This is a genomic window from Noviherbaspirillum sp., from assembly GCF_035254685.1.
GTDB lineage: Bacteria > Pseudomonadota > Gammaproteobacteria > Burkholderiales > Burkholderiaceae_D > Noviherbaspirillum.
This window is the reverse complement of the sequence record NZ_DATFAI010000041.1, coordinates 215377-236585: the sequence shown is the minus strand read 5'-3', so window position 1 is coordinate 236585 and position 21209 is coordinate 215377. Positions and strand designations below refer to the sequence as shown.

Sequence of the window (21209 nt, the reverse complement as noted above, 5' to 3'; positions counted from 1 at the left end):
GCCTGTCATGTTTCGCCTGGGTCGTTTCATCCGCGCGGTAGGGCGCGATATCCTTGTGCTGTGGTATGCCTGCCGCAATCCGGCAACGCCCTTGCTGGTGAAAATCGCCGCGCTGCTGATCGCCTTGTACGTCATCAGCCCGATCGATCTCGTGCCCGACTGGTTCGTACTGCTCGGTTGGACCGACGACATCACGTTGCTCGCGCTCGGCATTCCCGCGCTGCTGCGCTTTCTGCCGGAGCATGTGCTGCATGAGGCGCGCAGTGCGGCAGACGGATTGCTGCCGCGTTCACGGTCCTGATCAGGACGCGCCGAGCAGCGTATATTTCCCCGCATTCTCCACCAGCCAGCGATGCGACAGGTCACTTCCGAGCTGGTTCGGGTGGAAGTCCTCGCGAAAATATTCGCGCCAGGCGTGGAACGTCTGACGCAGCACGCCGCGCTTGCCGAACAGATAGCCAGCGCCGCTCTTCCAGGTGCCCCATTTCCATAGCGTGCCGTCGCGGCGCAGATTGTTGATGGTTTGCCGCAGCGTCTCGCCGAGGAAGATCATGGTCACGCGCCGCATCCATTTCACCCGCCATGCATGCGTGCCGCCCAGCGCCTGGTACAGGTCGAAGGCGGTGCACTTGTGTTCCGACTCTTCCGCGCTGTGCCACAGCCACATCGTCTTCAGGCGCGCATCGCAGCCGTCGAGCAGGTCGTGGTTCGCCAGCATCCATTCCGCAAAGATCGCGGTGAAGTGTTCGTTGGCCGCCGTGATCGCCAGCCAATGGCGCGGATCGACGCCTTCCAGCAGCTTCAGGCGCTTCTGTGCGCGCGGCCCCCAGGCGTTGACCAGCCCCTGCTTTTCCAGCTGAGCGTTGAACAGGCCATGGATGCGGCGATGCGTGGCTTCCTGTCCGACGAAGCCCTGCACCTCGGCGCGGTACTGCGCTTGCCGCTCGGGTGGCAAGGCCTTGAGACCGTTGCGCACCGAATCGATGAAGAACTGCTCGCCGACCGGAAAGCTCATCGACAGCGCATTGAAGAAAGCAGTACGAAACGCATCGCCGCCGCACCAGTGGCGCTCGAAGGGCGATTCCAGATCGATCAGCAGGCGGCGGACAACAAGGTCGGTCATGGCGGTGCTCCTGTCAGTTCATCCCGTCAGAACAACGTGGTACTGCATGGTACCAAGCATGGTGGGATGTTCTTGTGGTACTGTCAAGTACCAATTGATGATACTTCCGACATGACGCAAGCATTGCAGGACAGCGAGGTTGCAGCAAACCATCGCCAGCGTTTGCTGGAGGGCATGGCGCATGCTGTTGCCTCCAGGGGATATGCGGACACCACCATCGCCGACATCGTGCGCGAGGCAGCGGTGTCGCGTCGGACCTTCTACGAACACTTCAACACCAAGGCAGACTGCCTGCTCGCGCTCTACGAGGCGGCGAGCCGCAGCGCGCTCGCGGTGCTGCGCGGCGCGATCGATCCCGCTCGCGACTGGCAGGAACAGGTGGAAAAGGCGATGGCCGCCTACTTCGGCTGCCTGGAGCAGAGCCCGATGCTGGTGCGGACGCTGTTCGTGGAAATTCTCGGACTGGGCGCGGAAGGCCTTGCGGTGCGGCGCCGCGCGAATGAAGATGTGGTGGCATTCATGCTGCAGATGATCAATGGAGGACACGGCATGCGTGGCATACATCGGCGCAGGACGCCGCTGTCGAGGGAGATGGCGATGGCCGTGGTGGGCGGCATCAATGAACTGGTGCTGCAAGCGATCGAGGACGAGCGCGTCGACCGGCTGCAGGAATTGACCGCGCCCGCGATCGCGCTGCTGCGCGCGGTCACGCGGGATGCGGGCTGACCGGCAACTACTGCAGATTCAACTTGGCATCGTCCACATCGAGGGCGATCACTTCATACGTGCCTTCCTTGTAGCCCAGTTCCTGCGCGGCCTCGCTGGCTTCGCGCGCGCTGCGGTAATGCCCCGCCTCTTCCTGTTCATCGGTGAGCGACACGTCGCCGGCAAACGGATACAGGTAGCCGTCATGGGTCTTCACGATATAGGTGTGCATGATTCTCCTCGTTTGCATCAGGTGCGAAAACCTCGTTGCACCTATTTTGACGCAATTCCGATTCTTTTTCCCATTGCCGAGGTCAAGACTTGCCGAGTCTGGAAATATCCCTCCCATGGATCTGCGGCACGCCCGGCAAGACGCGCAGGCAGCGATGCCATCGTCCATGCGCCGGGACCGGAAATTTCCTCCAGTTCTTCCCAGGTGACCGGCACTGCGACCGGCAGGCCGGGGCGGGCCCGCACGGAATAGGGCGACACGACGCTGGCCTGGCGGCGATTGCGCAAGGTATCGATAAAAATTTTTCCAATGCGATTCTTTTCGCCCATCTTTGCACTGAAATGTTGCGGCAGCGTGCGCGCCATGTGCGTCGCGATTGCCCGGGAAAAATGTGCCACCTCGCTCCATGTGTGACGACGTGCCAGCGGCACCGCAAGATGCAGGCCCTTCCCGCCGCTGGTCTTCACGAAACTGCGCAGCCCGAGTTCGTCCAGCAGTATCCTGGTCAGCCTCGCTGCTTCCAGCACTTTCGGCCACGGCAGGGCAGGATCGGGGTCGAGGTCGAATACCATGCAATCCGGATGATCGATGTCGTTAGCGCTGGCGTTGCAGACATGCAGTTCCACCATGCCCATCTGCGCTGCGCCGGTCAGTGCCTGTGCGTCCTCGATCGCCATCAGCGGGCCGTGTCCGGGATCGAGGGAAGGATCGAGCGTGCGGATGCCGGGGATCGCCATCCGGTTGAGGTGCTTCTGGAAGAAATGCTCGCCGCCCACGCCTTCCGGGCAGCGCAGCAGATAGACCGGCCGGTCGTGCAGGAAGGGCAGGATGTGCGGTGCCACTTGCTCGTAGTAGCGCACGAGGTCGAGCTTGGTCGCGCCGCTCGCGGCATCGATGACCCGCTCGGGATGCGTGACCTTGATGTCCTTGCCCGTCCTTGCTTTCGCGCCGGCGGCATGCGGCTTTCCTTGCGACGGCAGGCCGACTGCATGTTCGCGCCGCACGGCGCTTGCCGCCTTGTCCGCGCGCAGTCCGTGGAATGCCGCCTGCCGCAGCAGCCCGTCGTCCGTCCATTCGGCGAACGACACTTCCGCCACCAGCTGCGGCTCGATCCAGTGCGTTTCTCCGCGGCGTATGCCGGTCGGCATGCGCGCGAATGGGCTTTCCTTGCGCTCCAGTGCGCGCATCTGCCGGTGCATGGAATGCAACAGGGCGCGGTCGAATCCGGTGCCGACGCGCCCCGCATAGCGCAGCCTGCCCTCTTCGTAGACGCCGAGCAGCAAGGCGCCGAAAAACTTGCGCGTGCCTTGCGGTTCGGTATATCCGCCGATCACGAACTCCTGGCGCTGGCGGCATTTCAGCTTGATCCAGTCGGCATTGCGTGTGCCGGCGTAGGGCGAATCCGCGCGCTTGCCGATGATGCCTTCCATCGACAGGCGGCAGGCGCCTTCGAGCAGCTTCTGCGGCGGTTCCGCCAGCGCCGCGCTGTAGCGCAGGTGCGCATTGTCCGCCTGTTCCAGCAACTGTTCGAGCATGTTCCTCCGTTCCTTGAGCGGTGCCGGGCGCAGGTCCGCGCCATTCAGGAACGGCAGGTCGAACAGGTAGTAGATGAAGGACGCGTCGCTCTTCTCGCTGAAGGCATTCTGCAGCAGCTGGAAGGACGGCACGCCCTCCTTGTCGAGCACCACGATTTCGCCATCCAGCCATGCGCTCTGCAGGTCCAGCGCGCGTATCGCCTGCACTTGTGCGGGCAGTGTCGCGGTCCAGTCCTGGCCATCGCGCGTCAGCATCCGCACATCCTTCCCGTCGACCCTCGCGAGGATGCGGTAGCCGTCGAACTTGACCTCGTATTCCCATTCGCCCTCGCGCGGAATCTCGTTGACCAGTGTTGCCAGCTGCGGACTGAGCATGTCGAAGAGCGCGGCATTTTTCGTCTTTCGTGTTGCGGATGATTTCAGGTTCGCATCATGCGTCTTTCTCGCACGACCGAGAACGCTGTCCGGCATGTCAGCCGTCACGTCGAACTCTGCATGCGCGCGCGCTGCCTCGTCCCTTTCCTTGATCAGCAGCCACTGTTCCTTGCTGCCTCCAGGCAGGTGCGTGCGCACCAGCACCCATCGACCATGCAGCTTTTTTCCTTCCAGCCGGAACTCCAGCTTGCCGCGTTCGTAAGCGGCCAACGGATCGCCGAGCGGCTCCCAGTAGCCGATGTCCCATACATCGACATGGCCTGCGCCGTACTGTTGTTCCGGGATGTCGCCTTCGAAATCGATGTAATCGAGTGGATGGTCTTCAACCTGCACCGCAAGCCGCTTTTCCGAAGGATCGAGGCTGGGGCCTTTTGGCACCGCCCAGCTTTTCAGCGTACCGTCGAGTTCCAGGCGGAAGTCGTAGTGCAGCTTGCGCGCGTGATGCTTTTGCACCACGAAGCGCAGCTGCTCGCCCGGCGCGGCGACGGTGCCTTTCGGTTCCGGCGTGACGCGGAAGTTGCGCTTCGCGTGATAAGTGGAAAGCTTGCCGGGCATGGCCGATCAGTGCGCAGTTTTCGGCGTGCTTTTTGGTGTGCGCGTGCGGGCATGCGCCGCCTTGCGCGCCGCAGGCGGAACAGGCTTGGGCACGCCATGCCTGTGCGCGGAACCCTGCAGGCTGCGGCGCAGCAGCTCGGCAAGGTCTTCTTCGGTGGAATGCTCCTCCGGATACTCGGCCTTGGTTTCGGAGATTTCCTCCGCGCGCCCTTCCTCGACTTTCCGCTTGACCAGCGCCATGATGTCGTCGCGGAAGGTATCCTTGTACTGCGCTGGCTGCCAGTCCTCGCTCATGTTGTTGATTAGCTGTGTAGCCATCTGCAATTCCTTCGGCTTGAGCGCGACGCTCTTCTGACCTTCCTCGGGCAGGTCGAGATCATCCGGACTGCGCACTTCCGTCGCCCAGCGCAGCGTGTTCAGCACGAGCGCGTGCGGCGTGGCGATCAGTGCGGCGAGATGCTGCTTGTTATGCATCACGATCAGCGCGATGCCGATTTTCTTCGTCTTCAGCAAGGCTTCGCGCAGCAGCGCGTAGACCTTTTCCCCGCCCTTGCCTGGCGCGAGGTAATAGGGCGTCTCGAAGAACAGGAAGTTGACGTCCTCGGCGTCGGTGAAGCCGACGATGTCGATGGTGTGCGTCGACTTCACGTTGGCAGCCTGGATTTCCTCGTCCGACAGCACGACGTAGCGGTCTTCATACTTGACCGCCTTCACGATGTCCTCCTTCCCGACTTCCTCGCCGGTCTCCTTCACCACGCGCTTGTAGCCGACCGGCTGCAGGCTGCCGCGCCGCAGCCAGTCGAAATCGATCTCGTCCTGTTGCGATGCCGGATGCAACGACACCGGCGCATGCAGTAAGCCGAAACTGACAGCGCCTTTCCACATGACACGTGACATGGAACTTTCCTTGATCAAAAAGCAACTTAATTGTTCGACATTTGCGCGGGCGGCGAGTTCTGCACCTCCTTGTGTCGCAACGTTCCTGTTTTTACGAAGACAACATCATTTTTTATTCGCTTTTTCAAATTTGCGCCGGCAATTAGGATGGATGCCGTTGTGAATGGAACGGCCGCCTGTGGCTGCGCCTCACTCGCAAACCAACTCCAGGAGGAAACATGAAAAAGTTTTTGATCGGCCTGATGGTCGCGGTCATGGCCTTGTCGGCCTTCGTGTCCGAGGCGCAGGCCAAGCGCATGGGCGGCGGCGGCTCGTTCGGGCGGCAGTCGCAGAATGTCAGCCGGCAGTCGATGTCACCGGCACCGCAACAGGCGGCGCCTTCCGCCGCGAGGTCGGCAGCGCCTGCAGCAACACCGCAAGGCACGCCACCCAAGCCCGCCAGTCCGTGGAAGGGCATGCTCGGCGGCGCCTTGCTCGGCCTTGGGCTCGGCGCGCTGCTGTCGCACTTCGGCCTGGGCGGCGCGTTGGCCAGCATGATCAGCACGATGCTGATGATCGGCCTGCTGGCGGCAGTCGGCTTCTTCATCTACCGCATGGTCACCCGCAAGAACGGCAGCGCCCAGGCGAAGAGCGGCATGCAGCCGGCGTATGCCGGGGCATCGCGCGCATTCTCGACGCCTGAGATCGGTTCACGTGTCGAACCTGCAGGTCTGCAATCGTCCTCGCAGGGCGGCGGCAGTGAAGCGACCTGGAGCATTCCGGCCGACTTCGACAGCGCGGGATTCCTGCGCCATGCCAAAACTTATTTCATCCGCCTTCAGGCGGCATGGGACAAGGCCGATGTGAACGACCTGCGCGAATTCACGGCGCCCGAAGTGTTCGCCGAGATGAAGCAGCAGTTGCTGGAGCGCGGGCCGTCACCCAACCACACCGACGTGGTGTCGCTCGACGCGGAACTGCTCGGCATCGAGACGAGCGGCAACGAGCATCTCGCGAGCGTGAAGTTCAGCGGCATGATCCGCGAGGCAGAGAACGCGCCGGCTGAACCGTTCACCGAAGTCTGGAACCTGTCCAAGCCGATCGCGGGCGCCGGTGGCTGGGTGCTGGCGGGAATCCAGCAAGTGTCCTGATCAACATCGATTGATTCTCCCTTTGAGGCCCCGGCGCAAGTCGGGGTTTTTTTTTGCGCTTGCGCAATGGTGCAATGCCATTGAAGGACCACATTTCATCCCAAGATAAAACACCCGGCACTGAACGCGCCACGCTTCCGCCATTTCCTTTCCATTTCGCATGAAGCTGCACCGCTCCATTTCCATAGCTTTCGCGCTGCTCGCCGCGCTGCACCTCTACATCGGCTGGCGCATCCTGCCGGCATTGCCAATCGGTCATGCCTGGCGTGTGGTCGGCGGGATATTGCTGCTCGCGTCGCTGGTGCTGGTGCCGATGGGCTTGCTTGCACGCACCATCAAGCGCCAGCCGCTGGCAGATCGGCTCGCCTGGGCCGGGCTGCTGGCACTCGGACTGTTCTCCTCGCTGTTCGTGCTGACGTTCCTGCGCGATGCCGGGTTGCTGCTTGCCGCCATCTTCGGCGCGCAGGGCGACGCGCTGGTGCGCTGGAGCGCGATTGCCGTTCCTTCACTGGCGTTCGCCGTCACGCTGATCGGATTCCTCAATGCGCGGCGTCTTGCACCCGTGGTCGATGTCGAGATCCCGATCGCAAACCTGCCGGAGCCGCTGCACGGCTTCACCATCGCGCAGATTACCGATATCCACGTCGGCCCGACCATCAAGCACGGTTACCTCGATGCGATCGTGCAGGCCGTCAATCGCCTTGACGCCGACCTGATCGCGGTCACCGGCGACCTGGTGGATGGCAGCGTGCGGCATCTCGCGCCGCATACGCAGCCGCTGGCGAAACTGAGCGCGCGGCACGGCGCGTACTTCGTCACCGGCAACCATGAGTATTACTCCAACGCGCATGACTGGATCGAGGAAGTGCGGCGCCTCGGGTTGAAGGTGCTGATGAACGAACACGTGGTGCTCGACCACGACGGCGCACCGCTGCTCGTCGCAGGCGTGACTGATTACACCGCGCACCATTTCGATGAATCGCATCGCAGCGATCCGCATGCCGCGCTTGCCGGTGCGCCGCGCGACGTCGCGGCGAAGATCCTGCTGGCGCATCAGCCGCGTAGCGCCACGGCAGCGGCGGGAGCCGGCTTCGACCTGCAGTTGTCCGGCCACACGCATGGTGGCCAGTTCTTTCCGTGGAATTTCTTTGTGCCGATGCAGCAACCCTATACTGCAGGGCTGAACCGGCTCGGGAGGCTGTGGGTGTACACCAGCCGCGGCACAGGCTACTGGGGGCCGCCGAAGCGCTTCGGCGCACCGTCCGAGATCACGCGCGTGCGCCTGGTGCCGGTGATATGAGAGACCTCAAACGCAAGCTTCAGACACAGGTTTCAAACACAGGCCTCAAACGGTCACCACGAGCCGCGCATCCGCCAGCGCGGCCGTGCGGTGCATGGTGATGGCCTGGTAGTCGGGCGAGCGCAGCATCGCCATGAATGCATCGCGCGACGGGTATGCAACCAGCAGGACTTCATCCCATTTCTCATGGGGCGGTGCGACGAAGGCATGTTTCGCCTGCGCCTCCCAGATCACCCTTGCCCCTGCATTCGCCAAGTGCGGTTTGATATTCCTCTTGTACGCCGCATAGGCATCGCGCCCACTGCAGGGGGCAAGCGCCAGCTCCGCCGGATAGTCGGCGCGCTCGCGAAAACGCAGCAGGTTCAGCATGACCAGCGGCACGCCGGCGGGAACCTTGCTCATCAAATCCTTCACGCTGTCGGATGTCGGTTCTATCGATCGCATCATGGTCTTTTCCTCACAGGCGGGTTTCAGTCGCGGGGCATCATGCCAGCTTTCCAATGCTGGGTCGACTACGTGCATTCAAGAAATTTCTTCCGCAACAAACAGAAACAAAATGACAAGCTGCCGCGCCGAACCATGCGCATGTGCGCCGGGTCGAATGGGCGGTAAGACAAGCCATGCGCGCGGCATCCGCCGCTGCGGACCGGTCCACGGCAGCGCAGTGAAGTGTTTTACGGAAATTGTTTCAAGGAGAATGACGTGGGCATACTTGGCAGCATGCTGGGCAAGAAGGGGCCAGAGGTAACGTATCGCACGATCGATGGAGGACACCCGGCGCCATTTCCGGACATGACCGACGAACAGCTCTACAACTACGAAATGACATTCGACGTCCCGCACAAGACTTTCGACAAGCCACCTGTTTCACCCAAGACCGGCAAGACCGGCAAGACCGTGCCGCGCCCGGAACATGTCGATGGCGCAGCGGAGAAGACCGCGCAGAACGATGAACCGCCGGCCAGGCTGTTCGACGCGCCGCGTTATTCCGCGCGCGCCGCGGCCAGGGAGCAGCAGAAGATGCAGTCAGAGCAGCAAGAGCAGGAGCCGCCGGTCCTGCGCGCACCCCAGCCGCTTGATCTCACGCGCCCGGTGCGGCTGGTCACCAGCAAGCAGCCGGTGGAAATCATCACCACTCGCGCCCGGCATCCCATCTTCAAGGTGCATGGCTACATCGGCGATGACAACGTCGTGACCGTCTTTACGCTGGAAGGCCAGCTATCGGAAAACGGCCCGCACTTCCTGGAGAATGTTCCGGAGCAGCGCCAGCTGCACCTGAACATCTATCTCAATCCCGACCGTCGCAGCGCCGACAAATACCTGATCACGCAGCACACGACCGAGGAAGAGGCGAATGCGGCCGCGACACCGGGCCGCCTTGCCTGCATTCCGGTGCGCTTTGATCTAAACGGTTAGTGTTCGGTTAGTGTTTGCCTAAGGTCGACTGCCGGAACAGGTCCTTCACTTCGCGCGGCTGGGCGCGCCAGTATTGCGGCGGCGCGTCCACCTGCGCTCCCAGTTTGGCAGCTGCATGCCACGGCCAGCGCGGGTCGTACAGCATGCCGCGCGCCAGGGCCACCATGTCGGCACGGCCCGAAGTGATGATCTCGTTCGCCTGTTCGGCTTCGGTGATCAAGCCGACGGCAATCGTCGGCATGCCGGATTCCTTCCTGATGCGCTCCGCGAACGGCACCTGGTAGCCCGCTCCGAGAGCGATCTTCTGCAGCGGGGAGAGCCCGCCGCTCGACACATCGATGAAGTCGCAGCCGCGCTTCTTCAATTCCTGCGCCAGCACCACGGTCTGTTCGAGATCCCAGCCGCTTTCCACCCAGTCGGTTGCCGAGACGCGGATGCCGACCGGCTTGTCGGCCGAGAAGTTGGCGCGCACGACGTCGAAAATCTCCAGCGGAAAACGCAGCCGGTTTTGCAGCGAACCGCCGTATTCGTCCTCGCGGCGATTCGAGAGCGGTGACATGAACTGGTGCAGCAGATAGCCGTGCGCGCCATGCACCTCGATTGCATCGATGCCCAGGCGGTCCGCGCGCCGCGCCGCTTCGGCGAAGGCGTTACGGATACGCTGCAGGCCGGCGGCGTCGAGCGCGACCGGTGTTTCGTCATGCTCGGCAAAGGGCAGGGCCGAGGGAGCGAAGGTCTTCCAGCCGCCCGCCTGCGAGGAAATCGACAGGCCGCCTTCCCACGGCACGGCAGTCGATGCCTTGCGGCCCGCGTGCCCGAGCTGGATCGCAATCGGCATGGTGGAATGCTTGCGCACCGCGCGCAGCACGCCATCCAGCGCCTGCTCGTTGGCGTCGTTCCACAGGCCAAGGTCCTGCGGTGAAATGCGTCCTTCCGGCTCGACCGCGGTCGCTTCGATGATCAGCAGGCCGGCGCCTGACATGGCAAGCTGCCCGAGATGCATCAGGTGCCAGGGCGTGGCACTGCCCTGGTCGGCCGAGTACTGGCACATCGGCGCGATGGCGATACGGTTCTTCAGTGAAAGCTTGCCGAGGAAAATGGGGGAGAATAGCGTTGTCATTGGAATTTGTCTTGTTCAGGTCGGTTGGAGGTGGAAGTCGACATTGCCCGGACTGGCGTCAAGAGCCAGTGACATAATCTTCATCATGCGAGAGAAACTGAAAAAACGATCATGCCGGATCACAACAAGCTCCATTTAACCACTATTGCTTCTTACGTGCTGGCGGCCATCGCGCTGACGGTCGTGCTGGCCAAGGGCCTGCTGGCATCGCTGTTTGCCGGGTTGCTGGTCTATTCCCTGGTGCACCTGTTGTCGCCCGCGCTCGGCAAGAACATCAGCGACCAGCGCGCCCGGATGATAGCGGTCGCCATCCTCGGCACATTGATCGTCGTGCTGCTGTCGCTCGCGGTCTGGGGCGCGGTGCTGTTCTTCCAGAGCGATGTCGGCAACCTGCAGGTGCTGCTGCAGCGGCTGGCCGATATCGTCGAAGCGTCACGCGGCCAGATGCCGGCGTGGATCAGGGAACATATTCCCGCCAACGCCGAGGCGATCCGCGAGGCGATCACGAACTGGCTGCGCACCCATGCCGTGCAGGCGCAGGCTGTCGGCCAGCAGGCGGGGCGCACCATCGCGCACCTGCTGATCGGCATGATCATCGGCGCCATGGCAGCGTTGTACGACACCACCACAAAGCCGCAGTTCAAGCCGCTTGCCGCCGCACTGCACGCACGCGTGGTCAACCTGCATGATGCGTTCCGGCGCATCGTGTTCGCGCAGGTGCGCATCGCCGCCATCAATGCGGTGTTTACCGCGATCTACCTGCTGGTCGTGATCCCGCTGGCCGGCGTTCACCTGCCGCTTACCAAGAGCATGATCGCTATCACTTTCGTGGCGGGCCTGCTGCCGGTGGCCGGCAACCTGATTTCGAATTCAGTGATCGTGATCGTCAGCATGTCGCATTCGCTCGGCGTGGCGCTGGCATCGCTGGCGTTCCTGGTCGTGATCCACAAGCTCGAATATTTTCTCAACGCAAAAATCATCGGCTCGCACATCAACGCCAAGGCCTGGGAATTGCTTACCGCCATGCTGGCGATGGAAGCGCTGTTCGGCCTGCCCGGCGTGGTTGCCGCGCCGGTCTACTATGCCTACATGAAAAAGGAACTCACCGACGTGGGCCTGGTTTGAGTGTCTTCGCCTGAACAGGATGGAAACTTTCGGCATTTCCAGCTATCGCATGATGACGGACCCGCGTGTCCGCCCATGCAATTTAACTGGAGAAATGGTATGTCGAATCTCAAGAGAAGTTCTGGCGAAGATGAAAAGAAGCAAGCGAAGGAAGCGGCTTCGCCCGGCGACAATTCCAAATCGGTGACGCCGAAGGATGTTTCTCCGCACGATGCGTCGGCGAAGGATGTTACCGAGCGCAAGATTTGTTCCGACAACCCGGAGGAAAAGGAGCAGGAGCTGCTGGATGATGCGGTCGACCTGACGTTCCCCGCCAGCGATCCGATTGCCGTTCCCGCGAACGACGCGGAGCGCGAAAGGCGCATCGCTGAGCAACATCGCCATCGCTGAGCGGATGCACCACTTCTTTCAATACAGGTCGCGGCCATGCCGCGACCAACTCTGCATCACCGATCCATCTCGCCTGCCGCCACGCGGGCAGCAGCCAGGTCCCAGGCCGCATGGCCGACCGTCTTCAGCACCGGCGTGATGCCGGCACGCTCCACGCCGTGCGCGAGCACATCACTGAGGTCCCGGACTGCATTCCAGTCAATCTTCGCCGCAATCAAATCGCCTGCCTCGTGTTTCGCGCCTTGCAGATGATCGACCACAATCGCGCGTGCGTGCAGCAGTTCCGCGGGAAATTCCGCCATGTCGGGCTTGAATGCACCCACGCCGATCGCCAGCGTATCTGGTCGCAGCTGCGCAGGAATCACAGGCGACTTCGCTGTGGTGAGCGCGATGACCAGGTCGGCTTCCTGGCAATGCGCATGCAGGTCGGAAAGGGTGATGGGCGTTGCAGCGACTTCAGGGTGGCGTGTCCAGAGCGCATTGCAGAACGCCTGTGCAGCCTGCATGGTGCGGCTCGCGATGCGGAAATGCGAGATGCCGAAGTAATCGACAAGGCCGTCAGCATGCGACGCCGCCTGGACGCCGGTGCCGATCAACAGAGCGGAAGAAGGCTTTTGCGGCGCCAGCTTTTCGATGCCAAGTAGTGTCACCGCCGCCGTGCGACGCGCCGTGACCGTCGGCCCATCGAGCAGCGCGAGGCGGCGTCCGGTAGCTGACTCGAATACGACCACCTCGCCCTGGATCACCGGCAGTCCGTGCCGTGCATTATCGGGATGCACCGTGATGAGCTTGGTGACGCCGATGTCCTGTGCTACTGCCGGCATCCCGAGCAGCACGGCGGAAGAATCGATGGCGACGACCTGCCGTTCGGGCGCGTTGATTTCGCCCTGCGCCAGCTGCTGCGCGGCTTGTGCAATGGCGGGAACGAGGCGGGCGAAGGGAAGGGCCTGGGCGGTGCGGGCTGCGTCGAGTATCTGCATGGGAGTAGGGGCGTGCCTGTGGAACCTCGATACTATAGCGCGGAAACAGGACCTCGGCTGGCGCGGCCGCGATGGTATGCTTGGTGCGACGGTGCGTCGGCGTGCGCAAGGGGTGGCGCGATACCTTGACCACACTCTTTCCTTCGCAATGTGCTCGATGAAGTGGCTCGAGATGGAGCAAGTCGTGCGGCTCGATGAACCGAGGCACGTTGCGGCACAAGTGCAGGATTGCGGCGGGCGCCGAAGAATGGAAAAAGGCAGGCTCGTGCCTGCCTTCCCGCCACAGAAACGTGAAAATGTCCTGGTGGTGAAAAATTATTTCAAGCGCGCCGGCAGCGCGTCGCGCAGCATGGCATTGGCTTCGCGAAGCATTTTTTCGGTGACTTCCCAGCCGACGCAGCCGTCGGTCACCGAGCAGCCGTATTTCAGCTGCGACAAATCTTCCGGGATAGCCTGCTTGCCGCCTACGATATTGGACTCGATCATCACGCCCACCAGCGACTTGCTGCCGAGACGGATCTGGTTCACCACATCGGCCATCACCAGCGGCTGCAGGTCCGGGTTCTTGAAGCTGTTCGCATGCGAGCAGTCGACCACGATGTTGGCCGGCAATTTGGCCTTTGCCAGCGCCTGTTCCGCCATCGCGACGGATACCGTGTCGTAGTTGGGGCGGCCGTCACCGCCGCGCAGCACCACATGACCATAGCGATTGCCGATGGTACGCACGATCGCCACCACGCCTTCGTTGCTGATGCCGAGGAAGGAATGCGGATGCGAGGCCGAGAGGATTGCATTGATAGCGATGCTCACGTCACCGTCGGTACCGTTCTTGAAGCCCACCGGCGTCGACAGGCCCGAAGCCATTTCGCGGTGCGTCTGCGACTCCGTAGTCCGTGCGCCGATCGCCGTCCACGCGATCAGGTCGCCGAGATACTGCGGCGAGATCGGATCCAGCGCCTCGGTCGCGGTCGGCAGGCCCAGTTCGCACACGTCCAGCAGGAACTTGCGCGCATTGGCCATGCCGCGCTCGATATGAAAGGAATCGTCCATGTCCGGATCATTGATGTAGCCCTTCCAGCCGGTAGTAGTGCGCGGCTTCTCGAAATACACACGCATCACCAGCAGCATGGTGTCCTTCACCTCTTCCTGCAACTTCTTCAGGCGGCGCGCGTAATCCAGGCCGGCGACCGGATCGTGGATGGAGCACGGGCCGACCACGACGAACATGCGCGGATCCTTGCGGTCGAGGATGTTGCGCAATGCCTCACGGCCCTGCGTCACCGTCGTGCCGGCGCTTTCGGACAGGGGCAGGCGCGCATGCAGCTCTTCCGGCGTCGGCATTGAATCGAAGGAGGTAACGTTGACATTTTCTACGTTGAAGGTGGTCATGATGGACTTGATGTCAGGATGGAATCGTGGTGCTGCGCCCGCCTGGAGGAGGCGGGGTGCGCAAAGGCTACAGTTTATCGCTTATTGGGCATGCCGAGCCGATGTGGGCATAGTGCGGCCGTTGGTGGTGGGATGAAATGGGGTATTAATCGCGAATCGTGCGATTATTTCAATTTTCTGTACGCCGAGGTTACGCCATCTCCGTCTTGTAGATAGGCGAGTCCGTGGGCATTTTCTCAAGGATTTTCCAAATTACGAATCCGAGCTCCAGGTGTTTCAAGAAGCACGAGCGAGCCCTTCTGCGTCAATCGATCCCCCAGCAAAACCGTCGTCTTGCCGGGCGTTTGAATGTTGATTCCAATCGAATAAGTTTCGTCCTCATCGTTCCATTCCTGAAAAACGACGTACTCGGTTTTCCCGTTCACGAATGTTAATGTGTACGCGCCGAAGCCGGCATTTTCTTTTCCCCCTCCGCGACGAATGCCGGAGAACTCGAATTTTTTCCAGGCGTGTTCATCCAATTGCCCGGGATATTGCAATTCAATCTTCTCTTTCGTCCCGAATCGGTATGTCAGATAGCTCGCGCTTGAGCCTTCGCATATGGACATGAATTTTCTTGATCTCGTCTCTTTGAATGAAAAGATGGCTTTTTCACTTTCGGTGCACAGGCTCTGAGCGTAGAGCGTGGACGACAAAAAGATTGATAGGCAGGAGAGGAGAAGTTTCTTGTATGTTGGCTTATCCATTATTTTTTTGGTTGTATTCCCTGTAAAACCGTTCAATGTTCGTTGCGTATTCCGGATTAATCTGGCGCCAATTATCGCCGTTATGCCCGGCTGCAATTTTTTCAAAGCTCTTTGTTCTCAGCCCGTCAGCGAGAGTCTTGTTTGAAGCAGCGAATTTCAAGAATGCTTTGATATGCTCAGCGTCGCTTCGACTCATTGCTTTTGTAAAGGAAATTACATCGTTGAAGCCTGCCATTTTGTAATTGAACCCCATTATTTGAAATTTTCCCCATGAACAGGCTTGAAGAGCAGCTGCGCGATTCAATTGATAGGCCTTGCATAGTCGCTTGTATTGAAATGCTCCACTCGGTCCGTACACATCATTTTCAGTCACAATTACACCGGAAAGATTTTTGATCCATTCACCGTTCTTATTCTTTCTTGCTCGTACGTATGCTGGCCCACAAATATCAGGGTAGAGCTTCTCGAAGGGGCTGAGCGTCTTTGTATTTCCCCGTGCGTATTCTCTGAACTTGTGTCTCTCAAACAGAATTTTGGGAACCGTCCTTTCTCCGAGCTTGAAGAATGATGAGATTGCTGACTCCTGCTTGGCAATTGCATAGATCAATCCTGGCTCGCATCCCAATTCCTTGGCCGCAGCATTAAGGTCTGCAGTAGTGATATCGCCTCCCACAAACTTGTCGAGAAATTCGTCCAGCCCCGGCACATCTCCTTCCACAACAGTGACCGCTTCCCCGTTCTTTGCCCTCGGATGCTTTACCTCGGGCCCAAGCTCCTTTTTATCAGTTGTCGGTTTCGCTGGATTGTTCTTGTCGTAGGCGGGCTTGATTGGCTTTTTGGTGTCTGGATGATGATCGGCCTGTCTCGGTGGATGAGGCTTGAGCTCCGTATCGACGACAAGCAGCGGACTGATCAAGGTTACGAGCTTGTTACGATAGCCGGAAATGACGGTGCCGATATCTTTCAGGGTGCCGTCAAAGCGCTTGACCAGTACCCGCACCTGATCAGTCGGCCAGTCCGTGAGGATTTTCTGTGCCTTCCCATATTCGTCCGTGGTCCCGCGAATACTCTTGCCGCAAAACTCGAGTACGTATTCGAGGCCTTTGATCGCATTGCGATCGGCATCGAGGAACAGGGCTTCAAGTCCGCATACGGCGTCCTTGCGTAGGGCGATCCGCTGCCCGACATCGAGCTTGTTCGGATTGCGAAGGTCGTTGAGCTTGCGCAATTCGGAGATAGTTGTGCCATGGTCCCTGGCAATCCTGGCAAGAGTGTCACCTTTCTTCACGACGTAAAAATCACTCATGCCGATTGTTCCTTCGCGCCCTCGTTGTTGTCATCAGCCTCCAGATATTCTTCGAGCACCCACTCTCCCGTTTCTATGGCGACCTTGATGCGGCCTGCGTTGTTCGAGAAAATTCGATTGGTGAGGCCTTCGGTGCTTGTAATGCCGCTCGAAATCAATTTCCCATCTTCTCGCACAATCCAATAGCGCTTTCTGGCCGTGTTGAAGCCTGGCTCCTCGTTCGTCGCCATATGCGACAGGTCGATCTGCTGGCTGAACAAGGGCATCTGCGGGTCGACGGACGGTTCAGGGTTGGGCAACGAGTCAACTGCCGTGTGGAGACTCGCCGGCCCGCTCATCTCCTTCATCCCCGCCTTGAACTCCACCTTCCCCGGCGCATGGATCTCGATGCTGCCACCGCCGATCCGCACATAAGCTCCGCCGGCAGTCAGCAGGACATGGTCCTTCGCCACCACTTCCACCATCGCATGCGTGCTGGTGACATGCACGCCCTTGTCCGCCGCTGCTTTCAGCGCTGCGCTTTGCGCCTGCACATCGACCTTGCCCTGCGCTGCATGCAACTTGATGCCGATCTCGCCATGCTCCTTGCGCTTTGCGTTGGCGTCGCCCGAAGTGAAGAGGCTGATGCCATTTTTCGCCGCGCCTGCGAAATTTCTCCCGACCGTGGCAGTGACGTCGATGTCGCCGGTGACCGTGGTGGCGTTCGCGCTGGCATGCATATCCTGCGGCGTCATGAGTGCAATGCCGGCCGGCGCACTCATGACGAGGTCGGGGCGGCCGAAGGCAGGTGCTGTGCCCGCGCCGCCGCCTTCAGCGGAGCCGATGCCTTCGACCGTTTGCTCCAGTGATTCGATCTGTCGCGCGAGAGTGGTCTCAGGCTGTTCATGCCGCGCCTTGTCGAACGCAGCACCGGAAAACGCCTGCTGACGTTGCGCCGTGCCGGCCAATGCCATTTGCAAGGCATGCGCCTGCTTCAACTGCGCGTGCGCTTCGCTTGCATCCATTTGCCCTGAGCCGGCATTGGGGGACGCATCGGCGGAAACCAGCAAGCCCTGGCTGGCGCGCAGCGCTCCATGGGCATCGGTCGTGAGTTCCGCGCCATGGCCATGGCTCTGTCGTCTTTCGTTGTCGCGCTGGCGTTTGATGTGGCCGAGGTTGAGCTGGGTGGCATGTTGCGTGGTGTACAGGCGTGTGCCAAGCTGGCCGGAGGTGTCGTCGAAGACAAGGGCATTGTGCCCGCCTTGTCCATCCTTGCTGCGGCCGGTTTCCTGTGTCTTGAAGCCGGACAGGATGGCGTTGTGCGCATGTCCGCCGCTGTTTCCTGCGAACCAGGCCGGGGCGTTGCCGACGGTTGGCCCGGCACCTTGCGCGACTTCGTTGCCCTGTGCATCTTCCATGCCCCTGCCGTTGTAGAGGCTGCCGATGATGATGGGTCGGTCGATGTCGCCTTCGAGGTAGTCAACGATGACTTCCTGTCCGATGCGCGGCAGGAAGCTGCTGCCGAAATTGGGGCCGGCGGCGGCTTCGGCCACGCGCACCCAGACATGGGCGCCGTCGTGGCCGGGCGCATTGTCGTCGCCTTGCGGATGCGGCCGGCGGCTCTGGCTTCGGGCGCCGCGCTGCCAGTGCATCTGCACCTTGATGCGATGGTCGCGGTCCGTGGTGATGTCCTCACCGGGCAGGCCGACGACGATGGCAGTGTGAACGCCCGTGACATGGGGCTTCGGGTGCAGCAATGCGCCGTGGCCGTCTTCCGTCCATGGCCGCCAGGTGATATCGGCACGCAGGGCGGTGAAGCTGTTGTGGTATTCGGGTTCGTCGTCGGTCGTGCCGGGTGATGGGGAGGTATTGGCAAACAAGCCGTCGATGAGCGTGCGTGCCGCCGATCCGAGGTTGTTGCGCGCACGGTGCCGCACCCTGGTGACGGCGAAGGTGGCGGCGTGGGCACCGTCCTGCAGGCGCGCCGTGTCGTGGATCGCGTGGCCGCTGAGAAGGAAGGTGGTGCCGGGTGCGAGCGTGCGCACGCTGCTGTCACCACGATAGGTCTTGTTGCGCGCTTCATGCGCTTGCAGTTGCAGGCGCGCGCTGCGTTCCGCAGCATCCCGGTTGTCGAAGCGGCGCATGCCGGGGTGATCGATGCAGGCCAGCTTCGGCAGCTCGCCGTTGTCATGCGCGCTTTCGAGCTCGGTGTCGACCATGCTTGCGGTGCGTTCGTTCCAGCTGCCGAGATGGATGGTGTTGGTGCCGATGCGGCGCTGCGCGTGCCAGGTCGTGATGCTGTCGCTGCGCTCGACGGCGGCGCTACGGTGAAAGCGCATTTCCGCTTGCGGATTGGGGGCGAAGGCGTCGTTGTGGTCAGCGATGACCAGCGTATGACTACCGAATCCGGGGCTGGCAGGATCGGCGGCGTGTTCGAACCAGTAGAACATGCCTTCCTCGGCGAGCAGGCGTTCGACGAAGGCCAGATCGCTTTCTTCGAACTGGGTGCACAGCTCGCGCGGCCTGTATTGGCTCTCGTCGGCGAGGGCGAGCCGCCACGCAGGCGCGAGCATGCCATTGCCCTGATAGTCGCTGAATATCTCCGCGATGATCTCTGGCACGGTCTTGCCCTGCCACACATAGCTGTCGCGGCGATGCCGCAGGAAGGCGAGCCATGGTTCGAGGGTCAGGCGGTAGCGCGCGAAACCGCCTTCGGCGGAGAGCCGTTCAAACGCGGCGACGTGTCCATGGATAGGGCGCAAGCTGCCATCCTGCGTGCGCCATTCCAGCAAGGCCGGATGGCCGAGCGGCGCGGCGAGGTCGAGGTGTGCGTCGCTGCTGAGCGCGGTGATGGTGAACCGCCAGGTGTCGCTGAGTGCTTCGCGACCGTCGATGCACTCGACCAGCAGCTTGTCCGCGCCGAGCGATGTGGCGAGGCGCAGCAGGCGGGTGTCTTGCGTGAATTGCGCGCCCAGCGTTTCCGCGGCGCGACGGATTGCGTCGATCATGTTTTTTGCGACTGTTGTCTTTAAAACAACATCATTTCAGCATGGAATTGCATTATTGACAATGATGGCGTGTGGAATGTTTGCTTGCATCCCTCGCGGAATAGTCGAAACGTCCGCTCGCATGCAGGATTTCTGTCAGAATTTCCCCTGGCTTGCGCGGCCGGGCACCGGGAATGTTCAAACTAGTCAAATGACCGGAAGGATTGTCCGAAAGGCCGTGCTACGGCGCAGTACGACGCGCCTTTTATTCATGCAAGAAAGCTTTCAGCGACCCGATTCGTCGTCCTCGGTTGCTCCTCTGCCGATCCGTCATGTACCAGGAACCCATCATCATGCTCGACTTCGAGACGACCGGACTGAGTCCGGCCGCCGGCGCGCGAATCACGGAAGTCGCCGCGCTGCGCATCGAGGGCGGGCGCATCGTCGATCGTTTCGTATCGCTGGTGAATTGCCACGTGCACGTGCCGCCCTTCATCACCAGCCTCACCGGCATCACGCAGCGGATGGTCGATAGCGCGCCGTGCGTGTCGCGCGTGGTCCCGGAGCTTTTGCGCTTTATCGGCACCAACGCGCTGTCCGCGCACAATGCGAGCTTTGATGAAAAATTCCTGCGCGCGGAAAGTCGGGATCTTGGACTGGAGCCGGAACATTGCAGCTTGATCTGCTCGTTGAAGCTGTCGCGGCGCCTGTTCCCGGGACTGTCGAGTTACAAGCTTGGCATGCTGTCCTCGTCGCTCGGTATCAGCTTCAAGGGCACCGCCCACCGCGCCGAGGCGGATGCGGAAGTGAGCGCGAACGTGCTGCTGCATATCGGCGAGCATCTGAGCAGAGCCTATGGTGTGTCGAACATCGACACGCAACTGCTCGCGCGCGTGGCTGCGATGAGCGCTGCCAGGGTGCCCGAATTCCTTGAGCGGGAGTTGCGCCGGCCTGCGTGACATGCAACGAACCGGGACCATGTGAACCATGCCGCCATTGCTTCGCTTCGTTGTGATGTTGGCGCTTCTGCACGTGGCAGGATGCAGTTCCGTGCAGATCGCCCCGCATGTGCCGCGCGATGTCGCAAGCTTTCCCGGAAGCGCAAAGGAAAGCTCCGCGCCGCCGCAGCATGCCGTGCCTGCGCGTCCGTATGCCCGGGTGCCGCAAGTGCCTGCGCCGCGCATTCCGCCTCCTGCTGTAACGGAAAAAACGCCGGTCGGTCCGCAGGCACCGGTTCCCGTGGTGACCTGCGATCCAGCGGGATGCTGGGTCGATGGCAAGCGGTACGAGGGCGGCGCCGGCGGTACCTTCCTCGACAGGAACGGGCGGATGTGCCAGGGGAACGGCAGCTGGATACAGTGCTTCTGACCAGGCGCTGCCAGCCACGCAGCGAATTCACATATTCATGGTATGTATTGTGCAACGGAGGCATGGTAACTTCTGCACACTCCATAAGGTGTGAAGTGGCGGTGCGCTACCATGAAAAAACTGCTCGTGATGATGATCGTCGCGCTTTGTGCAATCGCATGGCGCAGCCCCGACATCATGCATGCGATCAGCGTCGGCGGTTTTGTTGCGGATTCGAACGCACTGGCACTGAAGGCGGCAAGTGCTCCCGCCAGCCGAAGCAAGCCGATGAGCGCTGACGAGTTCGCCACCCTGAGCAGGACCGACCCGCAGGCGTACCAGAAATTCATCAACAGTTTCCAGGACCAGGACCGCAGCGAAGTCGACAAGCTGATGAACCTCCTGGCGCGCGGCAAATACGAATAACAACGATCCTTGGTGCGTTACTTCAGACCGGCCTTTCGTGCCGGTCTTTTTTATCCGGGATGCCGGGCCTTCCGGCAGTTGCGGCC

General features: G+C 61.2%; 21 protein-coding genes. 10 read left to right on the top strand and 11 right to left on the bottom strand.

The annotated features are described in order from the left end of the window. Nucleotides 1-7: 7 nt before the first annotated feature. Nucleotides 8-301, top strand: coding sequence for a YkvA family protein (locus tag VJ698_RS18740; protein ID WP_324104322.1), 294 nt, complete (start codon nt 8-10; stop codon nt 299-301). Here the strand turns inward: VJ698_RS18740 and VJ698_RS18735 are convergent, their stop codons facing one another. Continuing rightward, nucleotides 302-1123: a metal-dependent hydrolase gene (locus tag VJ698_RS18735; RefSeq protein ID WP_324104321.1), complete on the bottom strand. Its 822-nt coding sequence runs from the start codon at nt 1121-1123 to the stop codon at nt 302-304. It abuts the gene before it with no gap. Nucleotides 1124-1234: 111 nt separating this feature from the next. On the opposite strand from VJ698_RS18735, the gene VJ698_RS18730 reads away from it, so the two are divergent. Next, nucleotides 1235-1849 (top strand): helix-turn-helix domain-containing protein, encoded by a 615-nt coding sequence (locus VJ698_RS18730; RefSeq protein ID WP_324104320.1) that lies wholly within the window; start codon nt 1235-1237, stop codon nt 1847-1849. A 7-nt stretch (nt 1850-1856) separates the two neighbouring features. On the opposite strand, the gene VJ698_RS18725 is transcribed toward VJ698_RS18730, so the two are convergent. Genes VJ698_RS18725 through VJ698_RS18715 form a run of 3 tightly spaced genes read right to left on the bottom strand, consistent with a single transcriptional unit; the run spans nt 1857 to nt 5482 of the window. After that, on the bottom strand, nt 1857-2060 hold the full coding sequence (locus tag VJ698_RS18725) for a hypothetical protein (RefSeq protein WP_324104319.1): 204 nt from the start codon (nt 2058-2060) through the stop codon (nt 1857-1859). Nucleotides 2061-2101: 41 nt separating this feature from the next. Next, nucleotides 2102-4585: a DNA ligase D gene (ligD, locus tag VJ698_RS18720; RefSeq protein WP_324104318.1), complete on the bottom strand. Its 2484-nt coding sequence runs from the start codon at nt 4583-4585 to the stop codon at nt 2102-2104. Nucleotides 4586-4591: 6 nt separating this feature from the next. Further along, the gene (locus tag VJ698_RS18715) at nt 4592-5482 is read right to left on the bottom strand and encodes a Ku protein (RefSeq protein WP_324104317.1); all 891 of its coding nucleotides are present in this window, start codon (nt 5480-5482) and stop codon (nt 4592-4594) included. Between the two features lie 218 nt (nt 5483-5700). On the opposite strand from VJ698_RS18715, the gene VJ698_RS18710 reads away from it, so the two are divergent. Both VJ698_RS18710 and VJ698_RS18705 read left to right on the top strand, forming a co-directional pair. Continuing rightward, nucleotides 5701-6612 carry a Tim44-like domain-containing protein gene (locus tag VJ698_RS18710; protein ID WP_324104316.1) on the top strand — a complete coding sequence of 304 codons (912 nt, stop codon included), beginning with the start codon at nt 5701-5703 and terminating at the stop codon, nt 6610-6612. Nucleotides 6613-6772: 160 nt separating this feature from the next. Beyond that, nucleotides 6773-7912 carry a metallophosphoesterase gene (locus tag VJ698_RS18705; protein WP_324104315.1) on the top strand — a complete coding sequence of 380 codons (1140 nt, stop codon included), beginning with the start codon at nt 6773-6775 and terminating at the stop codon, nt 7910-7912. Between the two features lie 45 nt (nt 7913-7957). Here the strand turns inward: VJ698_RS18705 and VJ698_RS18700 are convergent, their stop codons facing one another. Beyond that, complete coding sequence (locus VJ698_RS18700; protein ID WP_324104314.1) at nt 7958-8359, bottom strand: DUF1330 domain-containing protein; 402 nt, start codon at nt 8357-8359, stop codon at nt 7958-7960. 255 nt (nt 8360-8614) lie between these two features. Between VJ698_RS18700 and VJ698_RS18695 the strand changes: the two genes are divergently transcribed. Then, nucleotides 8615-9328: a hypothetical protein gene (locus VJ698_RS18695; RefSeq protein WP_324104313.1), complete on the top strand. Its 714-nt coding sequence runs from the start codon at nt 8615-8617 to the stop codon at nt 9326-9328. Nucleotides 9329-9335: 7 nt separating this feature from the next. On the opposite strand, the gene VJ698_RS18690 is transcribed toward VJ698_RS18695, so the two are convergent. Then, nucleotides 9336-10448, bottom strand: coding sequence for an NADH:flavin oxidoreductase/NADH oxidase (locus VJ698_RS18690; RefSeq protein ID WP_324104312.1), 1113 nt, complete (start codon nt 10446-10448; stop codon nt 9336-9338). A gap of 111 nt (nt 10449-10559) precedes the next feature. Here VJ698_RS18690 and VJ698_RS18685 point away from each other — a divergent pair, with 111 nt between their 5' ends. Continuing rightward, a complete protein-coding gene (locus VJ698_RS18685; RefSeq protein ID WP_324104311.1) occupies nt 10560-11573 on the top strand; it encodes an AI-2E family transporter in 1014 nt (337 codons plus the stop codon). A gap of 99 nt (nt 11574-11672) precedes the next feature. Next, a complete protein-coding gene (locus VJ698_RS18680; protein ID WP_324104310.1) occupies nt 11673-11963 on the top strand; it encodes a hypothetical protein in 291 nt (96 codons plus the stop codon). Nucleotides 11964-12019: 56 nt separating this feature from the next. Here VJ698_RS18680 and VJ698_RS18675 read toward each other — a convergent pair whose 3' ends face one another. The 5 genes from VJ698_RS18675 to VJ698_RS18655 form a co-directional block, all read right to left on the bottom strand. Next, a complete protein-coding gene (locus VJ698_RS18675; protein WP_324104309.1) occupies nt 12020-12943 on the bottom strand; it encodes a delta(1)-pyrroline-2-carboxylate reductase family protein in 924 nt (307 codons plus the stop codon). A gap of 315 nt (nt 12944-13258) precedes the next feature. Then, nucleotides 13259-14332 (bottom strand): 3-deoxy-7-phosphoheptulonate synthase, encoded by a 1074-nt coding sequence (locus VJ698_RS18670; RefSeq protein WP_324104308.1) that lies wholly within the window; start codon nt 14330-14332, stop codon nt 13259-13261. Between the two features lie 236 nt (nt 14333-14568). Continuing rightward, a complete protein-coding gene (locus VJ698_RS18665; protein ID WP_324104307.1) occupies nt 14569-15078 on the bottom strand; it encodes a hypothetical protein in 510 nt (169 codons plus the stop codon). After that, nucleotides 15071-16384, bottom strand: coding sequence for a LysM peptidoglycan-binding domain-containing protein (locus VJ698_RS18660; RefSeq protein ID WP_324104306.1), 1314 nt, complete (start codon nt 16382-16384; stop codon nt 15071-15073). Before VJ698_RS18660 ends, VJ698_RS18665 begins: the two co-directional genes overlap by 8 nt. Beyond that, nucleotides 16381-19371 carry a type VI secretion system Vgr family protein gene (locus tag VJ698_RS18655; protein WP_324104305.1) on the bottom strand — a complete coding sequence of 997 codons (2991 nt, stop codon included), beginning with the start codon at nt 19369-19371 and terminating at the stop codon, nt 16381-16383. Before VJ698_RS18655 ends, VJ698_RS18660 begins: the two co-directional genes overlap by 4 nt. A 311-nt stretch (nt 19372-19682) precedes the next feature. On the opposite strand from VJ698_RS18655, the gene VJ698_RS18650 reads away from it, so the two are divergent. From VJ698_RS18650 to VJ698_RS18640, 3 genes are all read left to right on the top strand, one after another. After that, nucleotides 19683-20309, top strand: a complete 627-nt coding sequence (locus VJ698_RS18650) for a 3'-5' exonuclease (protein ID WP_324104304.1) — start codon at nt 19683-19685, stop codon at nt 20307-20309. A gap of 91 nt (nt 20310-20400) precedes the next feature. After that, nucleotides 20401-20718, top strand: coding sequence for a hypothetical protein (locus VJ698_RS18645; protein WP_324104303.1), 318 nt, complete (start codon nt 20401-20403; stop codon nt 20716-20718). 111 nt (nt 20719-20829) lie between these two features. Then, nucleotides 20830-21123 carry a hypothetical protein gene (locus VJ698_RS18640; RefSeq protein ID WP_324104302.1) on the top strand — a complete coding sequence of 98 codons (294 nt, stop codon included), beginning with the start codon at nt 20830-20832 and terminating at the stop codon, nt 21121-21123. The last annotated feature ends 86 nt before the right edge of the window (nt 21124-21209 follow it).

Bases quoted from the DNA above. Each gene is read 5' to 3' on its own strand.
- VJ698_RS18740 (WP_324104322.1), top strand. From the start codon at position 8: ATGTTTCGCCTGGGTCGTTTCATCCGCGCGGTAGGGCGCGATATCCTT.
- VJ698_RS18735 (WP_324104321.1), bottom strand. From the start codon at position 1,123: ATGACCGACCTTGTTGTCCGCCGCCTGCTGATCGATCTGGAATCGCCC.
- VJ698_RS18730 (WP_324104320.1), top strand. From the start codon at position 1,235: ATGACGCAAGCATTGCAGGACAGCGAGGTTGCAGCAAACCATCGCCAG.
- VJ698_RS18725 (WP_324104319.1), bottom strand. From the start codon at position 2,060: ATGCACACCTATATCGTGAAGACCCATGACGGCTACCTGTATCCGTTT.
- ligD (WP_324104318.1), bottom strand. From the start codon at position 4,585: ATGCCCGGCAAGCTTTCCACTTATCACGCGAAGCGCAACTTCCGCGTC.
- VJ698_RS18715 (WP_324104317.1), bottom strand. From the start codon at position 5,482: ATGTCACGTGTCATGTGGAAAGGCGCTGTCAGTTTCGGCTTACTGCAT.
- VJ698_RS18710 (WP_324104316.1), top strand. From the start codon at position 5,701: ATGAAAAAGTTTTTGATCGGCCTGATGGTCGCGGTCATGGCCTTGTCG.
- VJ698_RS18705 (WP_324104315.1), top strand. From the start codon at position 6,773: ATGAAGCTGCACCGCTCCATTTCCATAGCTTTCGCGCTGCTCGCCGCG.
- VJ698_RS18700 (WP_324104314.1), bottom strand. From the start codon at position 8,359: ATGATGCGATCGATAGAACCGACATCCGACAGCGTGAAGGATTTGATG.
- VJ698_RS18690 (WP_324104312.1), bottom strand. From the start codon at position 10,448: ATGACAACGCTATTCTCCCCCATTTTCCTCGGCAAGCTTTCACTGAAG.
- VJ698_RS18685 (WP_324104311.1), top strand. From the start codon at position 10,560: ATGCCGGATCACAACAAGCTCCATTTAACCACTATTGCTTCTTACGTG.
- VJ698_RS18680 (WP_324104310.1), top strand. From the start codon at position 11,673: ATGTCGAATCTCAAGAGAAGTTCTGGCGAAGATGAAAAGAAGCAAGCG.
- VJ698_RS18675 (WP_324104309.1), bottom strand. From the start codon at position 12,943: ATGCAGATACTCGACGCAGCCCGCACCGCCCAGGCCCTTCCCTTCGCC.
- VJ698_RS18670 (WP_324104308.1), bottom strand. From the start codon at position 14,332: ATGACCACCTTCAACGTAGAAAATGTCAACGTTACCTCCTTCGATTCA.
- VJ698_RS18665 (WP_324104307.1), bottom strand. From the start codon at position 15,078: ATGGATAAGCCAACATACAAGAAACTTCTCCTCTCCTGCCTATCAATC.
- VJ698_RS18660 (WP_324104306.1), bottom strand. From the start codon at position 16,384: ATGAGTGATTTTTACGTCGTGAAGAAAGGTGACACTCTTGCCAGGATT.
- VJ698_RS18655 (WP_324104305.1), bottom strand. From the start codon at position 19,371: ATGATCGACGCAATCCGTCGCGCCGCGGAAACGCTGGGCGCGCAATTC.
- VJ698_RS18650 (WP_324104304.1), top strand. From the start codon at position 19,683: ATGTACCAGGAACCCATCATCATGCTCGACTTCGAGACGACCGGACTG.
- VJ698_RS18640 (WP_324104302.1), top strand. From the start codon at position 20,830: ATGAAAAAACTGCTCGTGATGATGATCGTCGCGCTTTGTGCAATCGCA.